The 18547-nt window shown below is 45.5% G+C and carries 16 protein-coding genes, 1 tRNA gene and 2 pseudogenes; 9 read left to right on the plus strand and 10 right to left on the minus strand.

The window, feature by feature from the left end; all coding sequences use genetic code 11:
- Nucleotides 1–6: 6 nt before the first annotated feature.
- The 3 genes and pseudogenes from EL210_RS02020 to EL210_RS02030 all read right to left on the minus strand — a co-directional run.
- Entirely contained in the window at nt 7–327 is a 321-nt protein-coding gene (locus EL210_RS02020) for an MGMT family protein (RefSeq protein WP_004377830.1), read from the minus strand.
- The gene (locus EL210_RS02025) at nt 314–1069 is read right to left on the minus strand and encodes a hypothetical protein (RefSeq protein ID WP_018919785.1); all 756 of its coding nucleotides are present in this window, start codon (nt 1067–1069) and stop codon (nt 314–316) included. Before EL210_RS02025 ends, EL210_RS02020 begins: the two co-directional genes overlap by 14 nt.
- 166 nt (nt 1070–1235) lie before the next feature.
- Nucleotides 1236–1388, minus strand: a pseudogene (locus EL210_RS02030) (sugar O-acetyltransferase); the annotation flags it as partial.
- A 62-nt stretch (nt 1389–1450) separates the two neighbouring features.
- Here EL210_RS02030 and EL210_RS02035 point away from each other — a divergent pair.
- Together EL210_RS02035 and EL210_RS02040 are read left to right on the plus strand one after the other, a co-directional pair.
- On the plus strand, nt 1451–1837 hold the full coding sequence (locus tag EL210_RS02035) for an ISAon1 family transposase N-terminal region protein (protein WP_018919783.1): 387 nt from the start codon (nt 1451–1453) through the stop codon (nt 1835–1837).
- Nucleotides 1803–2795 (plus strand): annotated as a pseudogene (locus EL210_RS02040) (ISAon1 family transposase). The gene EL210_RS02035 and the pseudogene EL210_RS02040 overlap by 35 nt, the downstream one beginning before the upstream one ends.
- A gap of 560 nt (nt 2796–3355) precedes the next feature.
- Here EL210_RS02040 and EL210_RS02045 read toward each other — a convergent pair.
- A tRNA-Ile gene (locus EL210_RS02045) sits at nt 3356–3429 on the minus strand.
- Nucleotides 3430–3955: 526 nt separating this feature from the next.
- On the opposite strand from EL210_RS02045, the gene EL210_RS02050 reads away from it, so the two are divergent.
- The gene (locus EL210_RS02050; RefSeq protein ID WP_018919781.1) at nt 3956–4897 is read left to right on the plus strand and encodes a bifunctional riboflavin kinase/FAD synthetase; all 942 of its coding nucleotides are present in this window, start codon (nt 3956–3958) and stop codon (nt 4895–4897) included.
- Nucleotides 4897–5718: a CPBP family intramembrane glutamic endopeptidase gene (locus tag EL210_RS02055; RefSeq protein ID WP_018919780.1), complete on the plus strand. Its 822-nt coding sequence runs from the start codon at nt 4897–4899 to the stop codon at nt 5716–5718. The genes EL210_RS02050 and EL210_RS02055 overlap by 1 nt, the downstream gene beginning before the upstream one ends.
- Before the next feature lie 181 nt (nt 5719–5899).
- On the opposite strand, the gene EL210_RS02060 is transcribed toward EL210_RS02055, so the two are convergent.
- Entirely contained in the window at nt 5900–7786 is a 1887-nt protein-coding gene (locus EL210_RS02060) for a heavy metal translocating P-type ATPase (RefSeq protein WP_018919779.1), read from the minus strand.
- Nucleotides 7787–8395: 609 nt separating this feature from the next.
- Between EL210_RS02060 and ruvB the strand changes: the two genes are divergently transcribed.
- The 3 genes from ruvB to EL210_RS02080 all read left to right on the plus strand — a co-directional run bounded on the left by ruvB (nt 8396) and on the right by EL210_RS02080 (nt 11623).
- Nucleotides 8396–9430: a Holliday junction branch migration DNA helicase RuvB gene (ruvB, locus tag EL210_RS02070; RefSeq protein ID WP_018919778.1), complete on the plus strand. Its 1035-nt coding sequence runs from the start codon at nt 8396–8398 to the stop codon at nt 9428–9430.
- 429 nt (nt 9431–9859) lie between these two features.
- Nucleotides 9860–10984, plus strand: coding sequence for an AAA family ATPase (locus EL210_RS02075; RefSeq protein ID WP_018919777.1), 1125 nt, complete (start codon nt 9860–9862; stop codon nt 10982–10984).
- A gap of 126 nt (nt 10985–11110) precedes the next feature.
- On the plus strand, nt 11111–11623 hold the full coding sequence (locus tag EL210_RS02080; protein ID WP_018919776.1) for a hypothetical protein: 513 nt from the start codon (nt 11111–11113) through the stop codon (nt 11621–11623).
- Between the two features lie 289 nt (nt 11624–11912).
- On the opposite strand, the gene EL210_RS02085 is transcribed toward EL210_RS02080, so the two are convergent.
- From EL210_RS02085 to EL210_RS02105, 5 genes are all read right to left on the minus strand, one after another.
- Nucleotides 11913–13994 carry a TonB-dependent receptor plug domain-containing protein gene (locus tag EL210_RS02085; protein WP_018919775.1) on the minus strand — a complete coding sequence of 694 codons (2082 nt, stop codon included), beginning with the start codon at nt 13992–13994 and terminating at the stop codon, nt 11913–11915.
- 237 nt (nt 13995–14231) lie between these two features.
- A complete protein-coding gene (locus EL210_RS02090) occupies nt 14232–14546 on the minus strand; it encodes a helix-turn-helix domain-containing protein (protein WP_004378169.1) in 315 nt (104 codons plus the stop codon).
- A gap of 7 nt (nt 14547–14553) precedes the next feature.
- Nucleotides 14554–14895 carry a type II toxin-antitoxin system RelE/ParE family toxin gene (locus EL210_RS02095; RefSeq protein WP_004378168.1) on the minus strand — a complete coding sequence of 114 codons (342 nt, stop codon included), beginning with the start codon at nt 14893–14895 and terminating at the stop codon, nt 14554–14556.
- Between the two features lie 95 nt (nt 14896–14990).
- Nucleotides 14991–15638, minus strand: coding sequence for an HAD family hydrolase (locus tag EL210_RS02100; protein WP_025879558.1), 648 nt, complete (start codon nt 15636–15638; stop codon nt 14991–14993).
- A 295-nt stretch (nt 15639–15933) separates the two neighbouring features.
- On the minus strand, nt 15934–17133 hold the full coding sequence (locus EL210_RS02105) for an esterase (RefSeq protein ID WP_026285901.1): 1200 nt from the start codon (nt 17131–17133) through the stop codon (nt 15934–15936).
- A 133-nt stretch (nt 17134–17266) separates the two neighbouring features.
- Here EL210_RS02105 and EL210_RS02110 point away from each other — a divergent pair, with 133 nt between their 5' ends.
- Both EL210_RS02110 and EL210_RS02115 read left to right on the plus strand, forming a co-directional pair.
- Nucleotides 17267–17803, plus strand: a complete 537-nt coding sequence (locus EL210_RS02110) for an LOG family protein (protein WP_018919771.1) — start codon at nt 17267–17269, stop codon at nt 17801–17803.
- A gap of 9 nt (nt 17804–17812) precedes the next feature.
- The gene (locus tag EL210_RS02115; protein ID WP_025879559.1) at nt 17813–18487 is read left to right on the plus strand and encodes a YiiX/YebB-like N1pC/P60 family cysteine hydrolase; all 675 of its coding nucleotides are present in this window, start codon (nt 17813–17815) and stop codon (nt 18485–18487) included.
- Nucleotides 18488–18547: the final 60 nt, after the last annotated feature.

Consider the following 18547-nt stretch of genomic DNA (forward strand, 5'->3'; position numbering starts at 1 on the left):
TCCGAATCAGACTTCCTCGGCCTCGTAATCCCATTGCGAACGGCGCAGGTCGACGTTACCATTGGCCTTGAAGCACACGTTTTCAGCAGCGAGCAGTGTCCGTTGAGCGGGCCAGTTGGGGGCAGTTCGACCCACACTGTCCACCACCCTGTGGCACGGAATGGCCTTATCGGTCATGCCGTGTAGCGCACGTCCCACCTGACGGGCATGCGAAGGATAGCCCGAGAGACGCGCTATCCGACCGTAGGTGAGCACATATCCGCGCGGAATTTGGCTGACGATATTCGCCACTTCCTGCCGGAATAGTTCGAAATCAAAATGAGCCATGGGAGAAAGTTGAGCGGTTCTGCGACTTGGATTCAAGCCATGCGCTTAGAATCATGAATAGGTTGTTGACCGTTTTTCCGGAGACTGGCCTCGTCGGGAAGTCAATTTTGAGTCCCAAACTGACAGTTGTCCGAATGTTGTCTGCCTGATATTGGCATGTTTGCCCCGTGAACGGAAGGTCTAGAAACCGCATATCGGCACGGTGATGCCCGCCCAATCCGAAGCCGATGTCGTAGGCGAAGCAGAGCGAAACGGAGCTGATGATGCGGATATCCACGCCGATTTTAGGTTTCAGGGCAATGGCTGGACACTGCACATCGTAGTTCATTTGGACGTGACTGCCGGGATATGCCTGTTGCAACACATGGGTTTCACTGCCTTGCATGCGCTTCAAATTGAGGAAATTTGTCTGTATTAAGCCACCGATATGAGGCTGAACAACCCATTTTTGTGGGCAGAAATACCACTTGATGCCGCCCTCCAGACCGAGCATGTTCACCTTTTTTAGCCCGATACCTGCGGCATATTGCGTGGCAATACCGTCCTGTTCGTAGTAGAGGTTACCTGTCAAAACGAGGTGAGGATTGAGATAATAGTCGGCCGAAAGGGCGAAATAGTTGCCTTCTTCGTCGCCTATATAGAAGTCTTGCCCATCGGATGTGTCGTCAGCGAGGGTCGTTCCACCGAAGCTCGCCTGCAAAGCCCAGTGCTTGGGTGCGCCATTTGGGTTGCCGGAAGCCATGCCGTTGGAGGCCGAAAGGCAGCAGACGACGCAAAGAAAAGCTTTTATCGGGTTCATTTTTCCTTACTTTTTATCATTTATATTGCCTGTATTTCATTATTCTATGCTTGCGACGTTAACTTCAACGTGTCTGCCCATTGATACCGCTAAGTTTCGTCCCATTACTTTATTCCTGCGAGGCGTTTTGCAGGGCATCGGCCGGCGAATAAGCCACCGTTTTGACCACACGGCAGGGATTTCCCACGGCAACCGAGCCGTCGGGAATGTCCTGAATGACCACCGAACCGGCCCCAATCGTGCTGCCATGACCGATGGTTACGGCTCAGTAGAAAAGAGATGGGGAAATTTCCTTAGTTAATATATTTTTCTTTCCTTTGTATCATGGAAGAAAAAAATCTATATCAATTAGCCGAGTTCGTTTTACCAAGCGATATATTACATTATTTCTCTATTGTCAAGATAGAGCCTGATTCTTCTTTGTTGCGCATTTACCTTGATGAGAAAATGGAGAAAGAACTTTCAGAAGTTCTTCATTTTGAATCCAAAGGCTTTATGGATGCTGTCGAGGTGACAGACTTCCCGATTCGGGACCATAAGGTAATTTTGGTTCTTCGTAGACGTCGGTGGATAGATACCCGTACAGGTAAGAGTTTCTCCCTTCCCCTGCAGATTGACATTACCGCCTCCGGCACTCGTTATTCCAAAGAGTTCGGAGCTTTTTTAAAAGAGACGTATGGAGACGTCCCCAGTGACCTGCCGTACGCTTGAGGAATTCTATCATATCAATGGACATAGTTTTGAGAAACAGTATAAGGAAATATTAAGTGGTTACAGGTCATGGGAACAGTTGGCTCATGCACAGAAGTGGCTTCTATTTGAGAATAATATCGGCAAGAGCATAGCAATAGATGAAACATCCTTGTCCAATGGCGAGCTCTACACGATAGTAACCAATAGGGACAGACACGGTAGGTAGGGATGTCTTATCGCTATTATTGCGGGTACAAAGTCCTTGGATGTCTGCAAGGTACTGGATGAGATAGATGAAAAGAAGCGGGAAGACGTAGAAGAGGTTACCTTGGACTTGTCCGACAGTATGCGTAAGATAGTGAGACATTGCTTTCCTAAGGCTAAACGAGTGATCGATCGTTTTCATATACAGAAACTTGCAATTGATGCCGTGCAACAGATGAGAATAGAGCATCGCTGGGCTGCCTTACAGGAAGCAAATGAGGAGAAAGAGAATGCGAAGTTAGAAAAGCGAGCATATCAATCTGTGACTTTTGAGAATGGAGATACACGTAGTGAACTGCTGGTAAGAAGCAGGTACCTGTTATTCAAATCATCGGAGAAATGGACTGATGAGCAGAAGCTAAGAGCCAAGATACTATTTAGAGAATATCCTGACATCAAGAAGGCTTACGGCTTATCACATTCGCTAAGAATGATTTTTGCAAAGAACACCGTCAAAGACGCAGCTAGACTATCATTGGCCAAGTGGTATAATAAGGTTGAAGAAGCTAACTTTCATTCCTTTAATGTCATTGCAGCAACTATCTACGAACATTACGATGACATACTAAACTTCTATATTAACAGAGCTACAAACGCGGCTGCTGAATCCTTTAACGCAAAAATAAAACTATTTAGGGCTAACGTAAGGGGAGTTGTGGATAAAAGTTTCTTCCTTTTTAGGATTGCTAAACTATATGCTTATCCACACTAAATATCTACTGTCCCCTTACATCTTGTTGGTTACGAAAAAGCGCAGACAATCGCCATACGCCTCACGGTTCACCACAAACCATCATCAAATATGGGATGTCTGCGCCCATATGGGTGCAGTCCCAATATTGATGATATGCTCTTTTACTTGCGGTGGTGATTGTGAAGCTATTGAGCAATATGTCTTGGACATAGGTTTCCCCAATCCGAATACAAAAGTATAAAATTTCATTGAAAAACAGTAGAAAACACCTGAAATAAAGCTCCTGTATATCAACTTTACAACAGTTTATCTCTAATTTGACCTACTAATTGGGTTGTTTTCCGTTTTCAACAGTTCACAAACATACTTAGTGGGAAATACTATTTTCAACTGGAAATGTGCATCATGTTCTCCTTTAGCGGATACTCAATGAGATAAAAATATATATAAAATCTCTGCAATCCCATGAGATCTCAAAAGGTCGCTGATGAAAAGTTTCCCTTTAAAAAGGTCACCTAAAGGTCACCTTGAAAAGCAAAAGCACCTACAAAATCTTTGTAAGTGCTTGATTATTAATGTGGACCAGCCTGGGCTTGAACCAGGGACCTCCAGATTATGAGTCTGTTGCTCTAACCAACTGAGCTACAAGTCCGAGAAAATGGTTTTCCGCGTGCAAAGTTAGTGGGTTTTGAGCAAATAACCAAATAAAAGCGGGAAAAAACGAAAGAGAATAAGAAATAACGATATGGAAATGATGTAGAAGTGGGCCACCAACAGCCTTTTTATGGGATAGTTACAAAGATATGAAGGATAGGGAACTGCAAGAATGAATATAGGTTGTTGTTGTGAAATAGCCTTTAGGATTAACTACATCAGTAATAACTGCTTTAAAATGAATATAGGTTGTTGTTGTGAAAGAGTCCCAATTTGCCGATACGGATAGCATAGAATTGCAAGAAAGAATATAGGTTCTTGTTGTGCCGTTGTTTGGGAAATATCTTCTGATTTTTGACAGATTAATCAGAAATAAAGATTGCTCAACAATGAAAAAAGACTACCTTTGCATAAGATATAGCTGCATTCGACAAATCGGAGGCAAGCTTCTTTGCATAAGATATCGGAGCATTCTGGGTGCTTGAGGATAGGAAATAGTCACACACTGTAAGGAGATTAAGGGTATGAATACTATATTTTTAAGTGAGGAAAACAATGCGATTGCACCTTGTGTGGCTACAATCGGCTTTTTTGATGGTGTACATCGCGGGCATCAATACCTCATTAAGCATGTCATCGACAAAGCGAAAGCCTGCGGATTAGCTTCAACTGTGATTACATTTGACCGACATCCACGGCAAGTTCTGCACAGCGATTATGTGCCACAGCTGCTGACTACGCTCGAGAACAAACTGCTCTTGCTCTCAAAAACGGGGATAGACAATGCAGCCGTACTGCCTTTTGATGAGGCAACGGCACACTTGTCGGCCTTTGATTTCATGAGACAAGTGTTGCATGACCGACTGAATGTCAAGCAACTTATCATCGGTTACGACAATCGTTTCGGTCACAACCGTGAGGAAGATTTTGAAGATTACGTGCGTTATGGCAACGAACTCGGTATTGAGGTCATCCATAATCAGGCCTTTGTGCTGAATGGTGTCAATGTCAGTTCTTCGGTTATCCGCTCTTTCCTGCAGGCCGGAGAGATTGGGATGGCTACGCTTTGCTTAGGTTACTCCTACACTTTGGTTGGCAAAGTCGTACATGGTTTCGCACAAGGACGCAAGATGGGCTTTCCAACGGCCAACATAGACACTACCGAGAGCGGTCAGTTGGTTCCGGCTCCTGGGGTATATGCCGTGAAGGTTAAAATAGAAAACACGGTTACTTTGCTTCATGGCATGATGAATATTGGCATGCGTCCCACCTTTGATGGCTCGAAACTGACGCTTGAAGTCAATATCTTCAACTTTCAAGGTGACCTCTATGACAAGCAGTTGCAAGTGGTTTTCATTCACCGCATCCGTGAAGAACGTAAGTTCACCAACGCACTTGGACTCGCCGAACAGCTTCAGAAAGATCGTCTGCAAATAGAAGAACAATTTAAAAAAGAAATAGAATAATGAACAAAACAGGGAAACAAATCCTTCATGCAGGCCTTTATTTGGTCGTTTTCATACTAATACAGTTCTTTGTCCAGATTGTTGTCGTGGGGGGATATATGCTGTTTAAGCATTTGCCATTAGCAGATTTGCGAACGGTAATCGCTGAAAACACGGCTGTTACGATTGCTTCAACCATCATCTCCAGCCTCATTACGATCGCTTTATTCTTAGTACTTGGCTGGACTTCAAAATCGCGTGACTATCTGTCTTCGCGCCCCTGGACTACGCTGATGTGGGTAGTTCTTGCGGCAATCGGCATTATCATTCCGGCTTCCGGACTTGAAGAACTGTTCAAAGTGGATATGCCCGAGCAGCTTGAAGTGCTTTTCACACGAATGATGCACGAGCCTTTAGGCTATGTGGCCATAGGAATCTTGGGACCGCTTGCTGAAGAAATCGTGTTCCGTGGTGCTATTCTGCGCACGCTTCTCAAGCTTTTCGGGAGCAAACCTTGGATTGCTATCGCGATTTCCGCAGCCGTTTTCGGACTTGTCCACGGTAATTCGGCCCAGTTTCTGCATGCATTCCTGTTGGGTTTACTCCTGGGTTGGATGTTCTACCGCACAGGAAGTATCGTGCCGGGTGTAGTGCTTCATTGGGTCAACAACACCATTGTCTATGTCATGGCCAATCTAATGCCGGGCTTTGAAAATGCAACCTTGAGTCAGCTTGCAAACGGGAAGCCTGTTGTTATCGCTCTTTACATCTTCTTCTCACTGTGTATTCTCGTGCCCGCATTGGTGCAATTGAATAAAAGGTTGGCAAGAGCAAAGATGTGAGAACAGCCTCACTCCTAACCCCTTTGCTAAGGAATGAGAGAGAAATAAAGCCTCTCCCCCAACCCCTCTCCGAAGAGAGAGGGGAGTAAAGTGACTTGGAAATGGAGTCTTTATGCGGTACAATTGGAGGATATATCACTCCCCTCTCTCTTCGGAGAGGGGTTGGGGGTGAGGCTTCTCCTTACTTCTTCAGTGCTCGCATGCTGTTCATTACGGCCAGCAATGCCACGCCACTATCGGCAAACACAGCCTCCCAAAGGGTTGCCATGCCGAGAACGCCAAGCAGCATCACCAACACTTTCACGCCAATGGCAAAGATAATGTTCTGCAATACAATGCGACGCGTGCGCCTACCAATGGCAATAGCCTCGCCCACCTTTAGCGGATCATCGGTCTGAATGACCACATCGGCGGTTTCTACTGCCATGTCTGCGCCCATCTTTCCCATGGCAAAGCCGACATTACTCAATGCCAACACCGGCGCATCATTTATGCCGTCGCCAATGAAAGCGACCTCTCTTCCGTCGTGTTTCAATGCTTCGATGTGCGCAACCTTATGTTCGGGGAGCAAGTCGCCATAGCCTTTTACGTAGTCTTTTGCATCTTCAAACTGCACAACAAGGCGGTCGATAAGTGCCTGCTTGTCGCCACTGAGCACCTGCATCATCTTGATTCCCTGGGCTTTCAGACGCTTCGGCAGTGTAAAAATGCCGGCTTTCGGCGTGTCTGCCAATAGGATATAGCCCTTGAACAGCTTGTCTTCGGCCACGGCAACGATAGTTTCGGCCACGCTTTCCAAGGCTTCATCATAGTTCACTCCCTCTTGTTTCAGCAGCTTCAACGTGCCCATCAGACACGTTTTATACTTCATTCCGTAGCCGGGAACATTCTCAATCTGGTTTTTGTCCACATCAATCAGCTCCTTTCCCTGCATGGATTTCACGATAGCTTGGGCGATAGGATGACTGTTCACGGCTTCAACAGCAGCCACAAGTGCCATGTCTTCTTCAGAGAGTCCTACCGTTTTCTCCACTTGGAATGTTCCTGTTGTCAGCGTTCCTGTCTTGTCAAACACAGCCGTATCAAGCTTTGTGACGGCATCCAGACTGTTACTTCCCTTGAAAAGTATGCCTCGCCGACTCGCAGCACCGATGCCGGCGAAGTAGCTCAAAGGTACACTGATGACTAAAGCACAGGGACAACTGATGACAAGGAACACCAAAGCGAGGTGCAACCAAACGGAGAAATAATAATTGAAAGCGGTAAACAGCGATACCATCCACGGCACTATAACCACCAAGAAGGCCAAAGCAATGACTGCAGGTGTATAGATATGCGCGAAACGATGAATGAAATTCTCGGTAGGAGCCTTGCGTTCGGTAGCTTCCTCAACCATTTTCAGCATACGACTGATGGCACTTTCATTGGCTTTCCGCACCACACGGAGCCATACAACGCTGTCAGTGGCTATCATTCCCGCCATGACTTCCTGCCCCGCTTCTATCAATCGCGGCATCGATTCGCCTGTCAGTGCAGCCGTGTTAAAGGTGGCTGAAGACTCAAGAAGACGCCCGTCAAGGGGCACACGTTCGCCTGGGCGTACTTCAATCTTTGTGCCAATCTCCACATTCTCGGGTCGTTCTTTGCGTCCATCCGGCATTCGTGCAAAGTCAGGACGAAAGGCAAGAAGACTCTTGATGTTGTCGCGTGCACGGTCAACAGCCCTGTCTTGCAGTCCTTCTCCAATGCAATAGAGCAGCATAACGGCTGTTGCTTCGGGATATTCTCCTAAGTATAGGGCGCCAACTGCAGCTACCGACATCAGCATAAACTCGCTGAAGAAATCGTGTTCATGCTTGATTGCCGTCCATGCCTTGTGCATGACGGGCAGCCCTACGGGCATGAAGGCCACAATATAGATAAAGAAGATAAGATAGGGATTAATGAACCAGAACATAGGAAGTTTGTCGAGAAGTAATCCTATGACCAAGAATACCGCCGATGCGATGATGAGTCCCCAGTTCATTCCTTCCTCTTCATGTTCGTGATGATGTGCTTCGTGTGCCATATTTTTTTTGTTTTGATTTCTGTTGGCAAAGGTAAGGAAAAGGTTTTGCAACCGAGTTGCAAAGTAGAGCAGGTTGTTTGATTTTCCTCTGCGGCCTCTTCCACGGCTTTCGGATAGACATAGTTGCAAAGTAAAGCAGGTTGTTCGATTTTCCTTTACAATAGTTCTTAAATAGCAGGAAAATTCAGAATAAGTTTTCCCTCAGCCCGAAATATGCAAGCTTTGAGGGTGTTTTGCAAAGTGTTGATTATTAAGTAATTACCTCATTTCTTTGAAATTAATGTACATCTTGACGTCAATGTGTGTTGTTATTTGCGTCAAATGGCGGTGCAATCTGCGTCAAGTTACAGTGTAATCTGCGTCAAATGGCGTGGTAACTCCATTCACTTTACGCGGTAAAGTGAATGGAGACAAAGCCTCACCCCCAACCCCTCTCCAAGGAGAGGGGAGTGATGTGTTCTCGAATTATATCCTATTTAGGCTCCATTTCCAAGGCATTTTACTCCCCTCCCTCTTCGGGGAGGGGTCGGGGGTGAGGCTTCTTTTCCTACTTATCTCTTGCCTATTCGCCTTATTTGCACTATCTTTGCAAAATATAAATTGTTAGGCATGACAGAAGATTTCGACATAAGAGAAGAGCGTCTATCGACGGAAGAGAAGGACTTTGAAAACGCACTTCGCCCGCTGAGATTTGCTGATTTCAACGGACAGAAGAAAGTGGTTGAGAACTTAGAGATATTCGTTGAGGCAGCTAAATATCGTAGCGAGCCGCTCGACCATACGCTGCTTTATGGGCCTCCGGGACTCGGAAAGACCACGCTGAGCAATATCATTGCCAACGAACTTGGCGTGGGTTTCAAGATAACCAGTGGGCCGGTGCTCGACAAGCCGGGTGATCTTGCCGGTATATTGACTTCGCTTGAACCCAACGATGTACTCTTTATAGACGAAATCCACCGTCTTTCGCCTGTTGTTGAAGAGTATCTTTACTCGGCCATGGAGGACTATCGCATCGACATCATGATTGACAAAGGCCCTTCGGCACGGTCTATCCAGATTGATTTGAACCCCTTCACACTCGTTGGAGCCACGACACGCAGCGGTATGCTTACAGCCCCTTTGCGTGCTCGTTTCGGTATTAACATGCACTTGGAATACTATGATCCCGAGACATTGGAGCGCATCATACGCCGCTCGGCCATGCTTCTGAAAGTGCCGATTGACGATGAAGCCGCCATAGAAATCAGTAGGAGGAGTCGCGGAACGCCCCGTATTGCCAATGCGTTGCTGCGTCGTGTGCGCGACTTTGCACAGGTGAAAGGCAACGGAACGATAACCAACGAGATTGCACATATAGGACTTCAATCGCTCAATATCGACCAATACGGGCTTGACGAGATTGATAATAAGATCTTGCTCACTATCATTGACAAGTTCAGGGGTGGCCCAGTGGGTGTCAGTACGATAGCAACTGCCATTGGTGAAGACTCTGGAACCGTTGAAGATGTCTATGAACCATTCCTTATTATGGAGGGTTTCATCAAACGAACGCCCCGTGGTCGCATGGCAACTCCATTGGCCTATGAGCACTTAGGGCGTAATCCTTACATGGGAAATGTCATGGAACCCAGGCTGTTTGAATAGGAAGATTCTCGCTTTCAAGCCTTTGCTCCAATCCTTCCTCGAAGGAATAAGCAGGAAAGGAAGCCTCTCCCCCAACCCCTCCCCAAAGAGGGAGGGGAGTAAGGTGTCTTGAAAATTGGGAACTGATAGGCTAAATCTGAATACTATTCAGCATATGTAGAGCGATAATTTTATGGGTCATAGAATGTAATATATCTGTATATAAATGATAATACACATGTAAATGACTCACAGTAGTGGATATAATAGGAAAACATATCACTCCCCTCCCTCTTCGGGGAACCGTAGGTCGCTGTTCGTTGAGCTTGCGAAACGAGGAAAGCAAATGGTTGGGGGTGAGGCTTTTATTATCATTTTATCTCTTTTTCTCTTGCATTTTTCAATCTAATTGCGTAACTTGCGCAACGTAAAATCTGCAATGTTATAGAAATGAAGACTATCAACAACCCATTCATTACCTACGGATATAAGGGTAACCGCTATTTTTGTGACCGCGAGAACGAAACAAAAAAACTCATCGAAGCCTTGCAAAATGATCGGAATGTGACGCTGATTTCACCGCGACGTGTAGGCAAGACCGGACTCATCAAGCATGTTTTCAGTCAGATAGAGAGGCAAGATAAGCATGTAAAATGCTTTTATATCGACATCTTCGCTACCAAGAACTTAGAGCAGATGGTGCAACTTATGGCACGAAACATACTCGGTCACCTCGATTCTACACCGCAGGCAGCACTGAAAAGACTGCAAGAGTTCTTCGGAAGCCTGCGTCCTACGGTGAGTTTTGACCAGCTTACAGGGCTGCCTTCAGTCTCTTTGGACATCAAACCCACAGAGGAAGCGCAGACACTGAAGCGGATATTCGACTATATGCAGCAGTCGAAGTATCGCTGTTACGTGGCAATTGACGAGTTTCAACAAATACTTTCCTACAATAATCAAGGCATAGAAGCCACCTTGCGGTCGTATATTCAGTTTCTTCCCAACGTTTATTTCATCTTTGCGGGCAGCATGCAGCACCTCATGGAAGAGATGTTTACCTCGGCAAATCGGCCATTTTTCCAGAGTTCGCAAATCATGTTGCTCGACAATGTGCCTGCCGATAAATATCTTTCCTTTGCCAATGGTTTCTTCAAATCGCAGAAACGGAGCATCAGTGAGGAGGTGTTCAGTCAGCTATATCATAAGGTAGACGGCATTACATGGTATGTTCAAACCATTCTGAACCGTGCTTATCAGTATGCAGAAGCAAGTCTTACAGACGATTTCTTCGGTCAGATTGTGGATGAACTCGTTTGCGAACAGAAACCGGTTTATGAGAATTACTATGCTTCATTAACCGAAATGCAGGCTAATCTCATTGAAGCTGTGGCCAAGGAAGGCTGTGTTGCCGCACCACTTGCCCACCAATTCATTGCCAAATACGGGTTGAAGGCGACAAGTTCGGTGCGAACGGCGTTGAAAGCGCTTGTTGATAGGCAGTTCATTTACCGTAAACCGGAAGGCTATGTGGTTTATGATCGGTTCTTTGGCATGTGGCTTTCGCGGCTGTAGGAAGCCTCACCCCCCAGCCCCTTTGCTTTCCTCGTTGAGTTCACTCAACGAACAGCGACCGTTGGTTCTCCAAGGAGAGGGGAGTTAATAGTGTGCAAATTGTAGTTTTAATTAACTGTACTGCGTATGAAAAAAATGTTTTATTGTCTGGCAATGATAGGGTTGTTCTCTGTCAGTAGCTGTCGTTCAATTCAGCAAAGTGAAGGAATAGGACAGGCCGATTCTATTCATGTGGAATATTGTGGTATGGCAGGAACAACGCGATATGTCATTAATCACAGCGATACAATCATGATGTTGAAAGGCAATTTCCTTCACGATATCCATGGAGTTGAGTGTCCAAGCCTCTTTGAACCTGTCAGAAAGGTTGCTTCTGACGATGTTCCGGTCATTCAACGATTGGCTCATCAGCTTTTTGTGGAACGCTCAAAGCCAGATACTTTGTGGACAAAGCCTTATCAATATGGTATGACTTGCCTGCCCATTCTTTCTGTTCATGTGTTTAAGAAAGAAAAAGAAACAGTCTATCGTTACGATACAGGGGAGGAAAAGAATGGCATAGTGTATTCTACCTCCGTGCAAATCAAGTACTCACCTGCCTTTCTTGAGTTTACACATCGGCTGAGAAAGTGTTTCTAAAAAGCCTCACCCCCAACCCCTCCAGTAAAGAATGAGAGAGAAAGGAAGCCTCACCCCCACCCCCTCCCCGAAGAGGGAGGGGAGTAAAAAGCCTTGGAAATTGGGAACTGATAGGCTAAATCTGAATACTATTCAGCATATGTAGGGCGATAATTTAATGGGTCATAGAATGTAATATATCTGTATATAAATGATAATACACATGTAAATGACTCACAGTAGTGGATATAAGAGGAAAACATATCACTCCCCTCCCTCTTCGGGGAGGGGTTGGGGGAGAGGCTTCTTATTACAAGTTAATATCCATTTTGGCTCCAGCCATGACCCAACAGCCAGGTTGTTTCACATTACCTACATCCACATAGCTTCGGTTCAAGAGGTTGTTTCCCTCGAGATAGAGGCTATATTTCGGCATATTCCATGCCAACCGAGCATCCAAAAGGCCGTAAGAGCGGTAACGATGCAACACTCCTGCAGGATCTTTATAGCTGCCCATGCGATGCTGAAAACGATAGTTTATACCTAAATCCAACTGCTTCCAAAGGTTCAGTTGCAGGTTTCCGGTTACCTTGTTCTTTAGATATTCCAAAGCATAAAGGCTGTGAATGCCGGCTGCTTCAATCTGATGTTGTTGAATGAAACAATAGCCGAGGTTGAATGTTTTCAGGAGTTTCTGTGTGGGAAGAAGCTGCCGAAAATCAACATTCAAAGCCATTTCAACGCCCAAGGCATTGATTGTTCCGAAGTTAACTGACTTCCAAAGCACTGCTCCTGCAGCGTCTTTTTCACCATCGTCAATCCAGTCGATGAGATTGGTATGGTGGTTATGAAATCCACTTACACTGCCCGAAAGTCCGTTCTTGCTGTATTTCACGCCCATTTCTACGGCAGCAAGCTCTTCAGGTTTAAGGTTGGGATCTGCTTTATGCCCTCCAACCGAATAGAAAAGTTCAGTTACTGACGGCATACGCAACGACGTGTTGTAGCTTGCATAGACTTTCCAAGCATCACCAAGTCGGTAGCTTGCATTGACACTTGGATAGACTTTCATGTTCATTTCAGCCCAACTGTTCTTCACGGCAACCACTCCGGCCGACATCGTAAAGCGTCCGATGAGCAGGTTATGCTCTGCAACAAACTGGATATTTGTACGATTAAATCCCACCTTATACATCACATTGTCTGTGCCTTTCACATGTTTGGGGTGAGAAAGTGGGTTGCCAAGGTTTGTACTTACCAAGTCTTCGTTGCGCAGTTCGGCTCCGAAAGCCGTGCGGCCTAACGTCCAGTCGAAGTAGGCATTGACGTTAACGCCGTAGACATCTGTGCGATGATAGTTGAAAGGATAGCGGTCGGCACGGTCTCTGAAGAGTTCAAATCGGTCGTAATTATGGTTCCAGTAGATGGCCGGATGCCATTTAATTGTGCCTTTTCTTGTTTCAGCTTGCAATGCCATAAAGGTCTTGAAGGTATGTTCAAACTGGTCATCATACTTGGCACTATAGTTCGTACTCGAGCCAAAGTCTTTGTTGCTAAGGCCTGCATGCCAGCTCATGGAAAGGTCATCATCATTATAAAAGCCCTGATAAAAAGCCTTTTGAGTGCGTAAGTCTGTGTTTAACTTGCCCTCTTTATTGCGGTTATAGCCATCAGTTCGAGTGAAAGAAGCCGACCATTGATTGTTCCATTTGCCCCTCGCTACATTGATTCTGCCCCCCGAAGTGACTGTTCCGAAGCTGCCACTTGCAGCATGAACCGAAGCACTTGACCGAGTGTTGGCTTTCGTGACGATATTGATTGCACCGAGTAATGACGAAGTTCCATAGACACTTCCTGCCGGTCCTTCGAGTACTTCAATGCGTTCAATCTCACTGATATCAACGGGAAAGTCGGCTGCATTGTGTCCCGTTTGCGGGTCACCGATGTTGATACCATTCAGAAGAAGCGTGATTTGCTCGTAGTTCCCCCCGCGAATGCTCACGTCAGTCTGCGCCCCTAAAGGCCCACGTTGACGCACATCTACGCCCGAAACCAACTTCAAAAGGTCGTTAACACTGTGTACTGGCGCCGCTTGAACATCCTCCCGGCTCAGTACAGTTACCATTCTCGACTGCTGACTTTGTGTCAGCGGAGCCCGCGATGCCGTAATACTTACACCATTAAGCAACATGGCTTTGCCCCCTTGATAAAGCGAAGTGTCGGCCTTCTGCACGTCATTGCTGATGCTTTCGGCTTTCGCACAAGTGAGTGTTGCCACGCTTAATGTACCTACAATCACTTCTCTTCCAAGGCATGAAAAGAGTGCATAGCCCTTGTTTGTGAAGTGCTTGAAGCGGATACGACAGCGCTTGTTGAAAACTGTTTTGTTCACGTTTAAATTACTTTTTAGCGTTTATGCAAATGCAAAAACGATTGCAAAAGTAGTAAAAAAAGATGAAACAAGGAGTTGAATAAGCAGAAATTTGGAAATAACGAATATGGAATAGGGAAACAAAGCAGGTGTATCAAAATGAGAAAAGAAATCTGTTTCCCTTGATACTCAATACATTATAAGGCGCAATAACAGTTTGATTGTTCGGCATCAGTAGGTGTTTGGTAGCTGAATTGGCTACCATAAGGCAACCTTTCCAACCCCCTTGACTTCGAAATTAGCATGTATTCCCATCGCTTTGAATGCTCTCGCAATTGTTGAGAACGTAAGGTTCTTTCCCCCTTCTATCCTTGAAACCTGTGCTTTCTTTATGCCCATACGTTCTCCTAACTGCTCCTGTGTGAGGTTACATGACTGCCGTGCTTTCTTGATGGCATCTCCCATGAGGAAAGATTTGAGTTCTGCCTCATATTGATTACGTTCAGGTGTACCTTTTTCACCCAACACTTTATTGAGCATTTCCTCGTGACTATATAATTTTTGTTGTATCATCATGTGATTACCCTTTATTCATGAAATATTCTTTTCTCTTGGCTTCAGCCTTCTCAATCTCTTTTAGTGGGGTTCTTTGTGACTTCTTTATCATCCCGTGGGTAGCTATAACCAAAGTGTCTTCTTCTGTATCCCAAAATGCAAAAAGCCTGTAGGCATTTCCATTATACAGCGTACGGAATTCCCAAATGTCTGTATTTTCAAGTTTCTTGAAGAGGCTATTGTCAAGTACATACATGCTTTTGCCAATGTTATATACCACCTTTGCTTTCACTTTCTGAGGGAGGTGGCGAAGAAAATCAATGGCTTCTTCTGTATAAACTATTTTGAATCTTGGTTTTTGTTCCATATAATACTATGGTACAAAGATAATGAAAAGTTTCTATAAATGTAATCTTTTAGAGGCTTTTTTCTATGTTTATTATTCATAACCCCATTTTTCTATTACTCCAAGCACTGTTCAATTTCGGCGAATTCATCAATGATATAATCAGCAAGGGCAGCTTGTAAGTCCTCCTTACTGCCGTTACCATAGGTCACACCGCAGGTTTTTGTGCCCGCATTCCGACCCATGAGAATGTCGAAAGCAGTGTCACCAACGACCAAGGCTTCGGCAGGTTGCAGGCCGAAATGATGTAGAGTTTTCAGCACAGGCTCGGCATTCGGTTTCGCTTTTTCAACGTCGTCGGCACCCAAGATGAGGCTGATGTAAGGCTCAAGATGCAGTTCTTCAACGAAAGCTGCCAAGGAATGGTGGCCTCTGCTGCTGGCAATCGTCACCGTAAGACCGTCATCATGCAGTTTCTTTATGGTTTTTATGACACCCGGGAAGGCTGGAACAGCTCCATGAATATTATTGCGTTCGAAGATCTCCCGATATGCAGATGTGCATTTTTCTGCCATTTCATCGGTCATATCCATTAATGCCAAGAAGCATTGTTTCAATGGAAGTCCGATGGTTTTTGCACATTCTTCTTCTGTTTTCTCTGGCAGACCGACCCGCTGAAGCGTCTCTCTCATCGTGCGGGTGATGAGCGTTTGCGAGTCGCCGAGTGTCCCGTCAAAATCCAATATCACAATCCTTGTTTTCATCTTCGTTGCAGTTTTGTCCGCGAAGTTACACATAAAAACGCAGAACACAATTGCTTTTCAGTCATAAAATAACGCTGACTTCTGGTTTGGATTATGCAGAACGTAAATCAATGATAATCAGAATGTTATCTCATTCCATCGAGGTTACAAGGTGTTTTCATGTCAAAACGTCTTGTAACTTGCGTCAACTTACCTTGTAATCTGCGTCAAAACACACGATAACTTGAGTCACTTTATGCGGTAAAGTGACTCAAGTTGCGTGATGCGGTAAGGCAAAGAATAAGGAAGGTACAAATTACTGTTTGAATAACTTCGGTACAAACTCGCTCAAATAGATGCGCCAATTGCGCCAGATATGCCCGCCTTCAGTCTCCATATAGGTATATTTAAAGCCTTTGGAGTCAAGATAATGGCGCAAATCGGCATTGCTTTTATAGAGGAAGTCCGTGCTTCCGATGCCTATCCAGAACAGCTTTGGCCGTTTCATGAAAAGCGTGTTGAGCTTTTGTTCACGGTTGGCATAGATTTCTTCTATGCCTCCTTGCTGTTGTTTGTCAATGGCTGCAGAGAACAGTCCGATGTAATCGAAGGTGTCGGGATGGTTGATTGAAAGGTAGAGAGAATGGAAACCACCCATTGAAAGGCCTGCAATGGCGCGATGAGCCTTGTCATTTTGTGTGCGATAAGTACGCTCCACAAACTTCATTAAGTCAGGAAAAGCCTGTTCGAAATAGCCATCCATGGTCTTCGGGAGCTGCATTGTAGGCACTTTGAAACCTTCAGGCGTCTCTCCCGGGCAGGCTACCTGCGAGATGTTTCCATTGGGCATGACGACAATCATGGGCTTTGCTTTGCCCTCAGCAATGAGGTTATCGAGTATCTGTACAGCCCTTCCGAGTTCCGACCAAGCCTGTTCGTCACCGCCCATACCATGGAGAAGATAGAGCACGGGATATTTTTCGCGACTCGTTTCATAACCCGCGGGGGTGTAAACGGTGCATCGGCGTGTCGTCCCTGCCGTCGGACTGTCATACCATATCTTTGAAACCGTGCCATGAGGAACGTTGTTCACCTTGTAAAGGTCGGCTCTTCCGCCGTCAATGAAGAATATACTTGCAACGTTAGCAACGTCTCTCAACACATAAACATTTGACGGGTCAGCCACCTTTACGCCGTCAACAACCATGTTATATTGGTAGAGTTCGGGCTTCAGGGGCGTCTTTGTCGTGTAAGTCCAAAGTCCTTTTGCATCTTTGTTGAGGTCGGCAATGCCCGCCACATCATACTCTCCATGAGGCGTTTTCACTTTCTGTGTGGGCAGAAAGTCACCGGTTACCTGCACCTTTTGAGCCTCGGGAGCCATAATTCTGAATGTAACCGTCTTGTCGGTGTTTACTTCCGGCGACATAGGTGCTTGTGCATTGAAGATGTTTTGCTGGGCAAAACTGCTTGTCGTCAGCGTTGCCATGCAGAGTATCATCAGTTGTTTTTTCATGCTGTTTCCTTATGATTGTATTTGTTATTCGGTTCTTTTTGCGGATAAATGATATTGTTTCGCAGTGTAAAAGTAGTAAAAAAATGAACTACATCCTATCTTTCTACCGTTTTTTTTTAATAATTTTGCAGGAATGAAAATAGGTGTTTTTTGTTCTGCAAACAATCAGATTGATGCGGATTATTTTAGGTTAACGGAGGATTTGGGAGCTTGGATGGCACGTGAAGGGCACTCCGTTGTGTATGGAGGATGCAATTGTGGCCTGATGGAAACTATCGGGAAAGCTGTTCACGACGGTGGACAGATGGCTATAGGTGTGGTTCCTCGCATTGTGGAAAAGGGCGGAAGAGTGAGCAGTTCGGTGGATGTCAACATTGCATGTGACAATCTCAGTGATAGAAAAGACTTGATATTGGCCCAAAGCGACGTGCTGATTGCGTTGCCTGGTGGCATCGGAACGCTCGACGAAGTGTTCACTGTGGCAGCCAGTCATACGATAGGTTATCACGCTAAAAAGGTGATTCTCTACAACATGAACGGCTTTTACGACTCGCTTATCGTCATGCTCAATGACCTGCAAGGGTGTGGAATGATCCGTGGAAAGTGGACAGATTATATCCAGGTAGCAACGAGTTTAGACGAAATAGCAGCGTTGATAGCTCGCATATAATCAGAAATAATGAAGAAAGTTTACCGAGTTTGTCTACCATTTTTCATCTTTCTGTTGCTGTTTTCCTGTGGGACAATCCGAAGAAATGAAACCGAAAGGCAAGCAGGCTTTCATGAAAGGCAGTTCAAAACGGGCGATCTCTTGTTTGCATATGACCCTCGCGGCAATGCGATTACAGCTGTGACAAGTGGTTATCACGGCTTAAAGATTGACCATGTAGGCTTTGTTGTGAAGCAGAAAGATACGGTTTTCGTGGCTGAAGCCATATCCTCTAAAGGCGTAACATTAACGCCGTTAGCAGATTTTCTTGCGCATAACACGATGCAGGATGAGCACTATCCGTCGGTGGTTCGCGGGCGATTAAGAGTTAAATTCAATGAAACGGTGTTGCGAAAACGCCTGAACCATTATCTCGGATTGCCCTATGACTCTCTTTATATGCCTGATGACAGTGCGATGTATTGCAGTGAACTCGTGCAGAAATGCTTTGTTTTGACCGATGGAAAGACTGTATTTCCAACTATTCCCATGTCGTTTCATGATGCCGATGGGCACATTACGCCTTATTGGAAAGCCTTTTATGCACGCCATGGACAGTCGGTTCCCGAAGGAATGCCAGGCACTAACCCTGGTCAACTGTCAAGAGAAAAGGTGGTACACATAAGACTTTCTCGGGTATTCTGAAAAAAGTCGGCGAATGGCATGGGTTGAAATCCCCACCATAATGAATGAAACTCTTGGATA

Source organism: Segatella oris (assembly GCF_900637655.1).
GTDB classification, from domain to species: Bacteria; Bacteroidota; Bacteroidia; order Bacteroidales; family Bacteroidaceae; genus Prevotella; species Prevotella oris.

Bases quoted from the DNA above. Each gene is read 5' to 3' on its own strand.
- EL210_RS02020 (WP_004377830.1), bottom strand. From the start codon at position 327: ATGGCTCATTTTGATTTCGAACTATTCCGGCAGGAAGTGGCGAATATC.
- EL210_RS02025 (WP_018919785.1), bottom strand. From the start codon at position 1,069: ATGGCTTCCGGCAACCCAAATGGCGCACCCAAGCACTGGGCTTTGCAG.
- EL210_RS02035 (WP_018919783.1), top strand. From the start codon at position 1,451: ATGGAAGAAAAAAATCTATATCAATTAGCCGAGTTCGTTTTACCAAGC.
- EL210_RS02050 (WP_018919781.1), top strand. From the start codon at position 3,956: ATGAATACTATATTTTTAAGTGAGGAAAACAATGCGATTGCACCTTGT.
- EL210_RS02055 (WP_018919780.1), top strand. From the start codon at position 4,897: ATGAACAAAACAGGGAAACAAATCCTTCATGCAGGCCTTTATTTGGTC.
- EL210_RS02060 (WP_018919779.1), bottom strand. From the start codon at position 7,786: ATGGCACACGAAGCACATCATCACGAACATGAAGAGGAAGGAATGAAC.
- ruvB (WP_018919778.1), top strand. From the start codon at position 8,396: ATGACAGAAGATTTCGACATAAGAGAAGAGCGTCTATCGACGGAAGAG.
- EL210_RS02075 (WP_018919777.1), top strand. From the start codon at position 9,860: ATGAAGACTATCAACAACCCATTCATTACCTACGGATATAAGGGTAAC.
- EL210_RS02080 (WP_018919776.1), top strand. From the start codon at position 11,111: ATGAAAAAAATGTTTTATTGTCTGGCAATGATAGGGTTGTTCTCTGTC.
- EL210_RS02090 (WP_004378169.1), bottom strand. From the start codon at position 14,546: ATGATACAACAAAAATTATATAGTCACGAGGAAATGCTCAATAAAGTG.
- EL210_RS02095 (WP_004378168.1), bottom strand. From the start codon at position 14,895: ATGGAACAAAAACCAAGATTCAAAATAGTTTATACAGAAGAAGCCATT.
- EL210_RS02100 (WP_025879558.1), bottom strand. From the start codon at position 15,638: ATGAAAACAAGGATTGTGATATTGGATTTTGACGGGACACTCGGCGAC.
- EL210_RS02105 (WP_026285901.1), bottom strand. From the start codon at position 17,133: ATGAAAAAACAACTGATGATACTCTGCATGGCAACGCTGACGACAAGC.
- EL210_RS02110 (WP_018919771.1), top strand. From the start codon at position 17,267: ATGAAAATAGGTGTTTTTTGTTCTGCAAACAATCAGATTGATGCGGAT.
- EL210_RS02115 (WP_025879559.1), top strand. From the start codon at position 17,813: ATGAAGAAAGTTTACCGAGTTTGTCTACCATTTTTCATCTTTCTGTTG.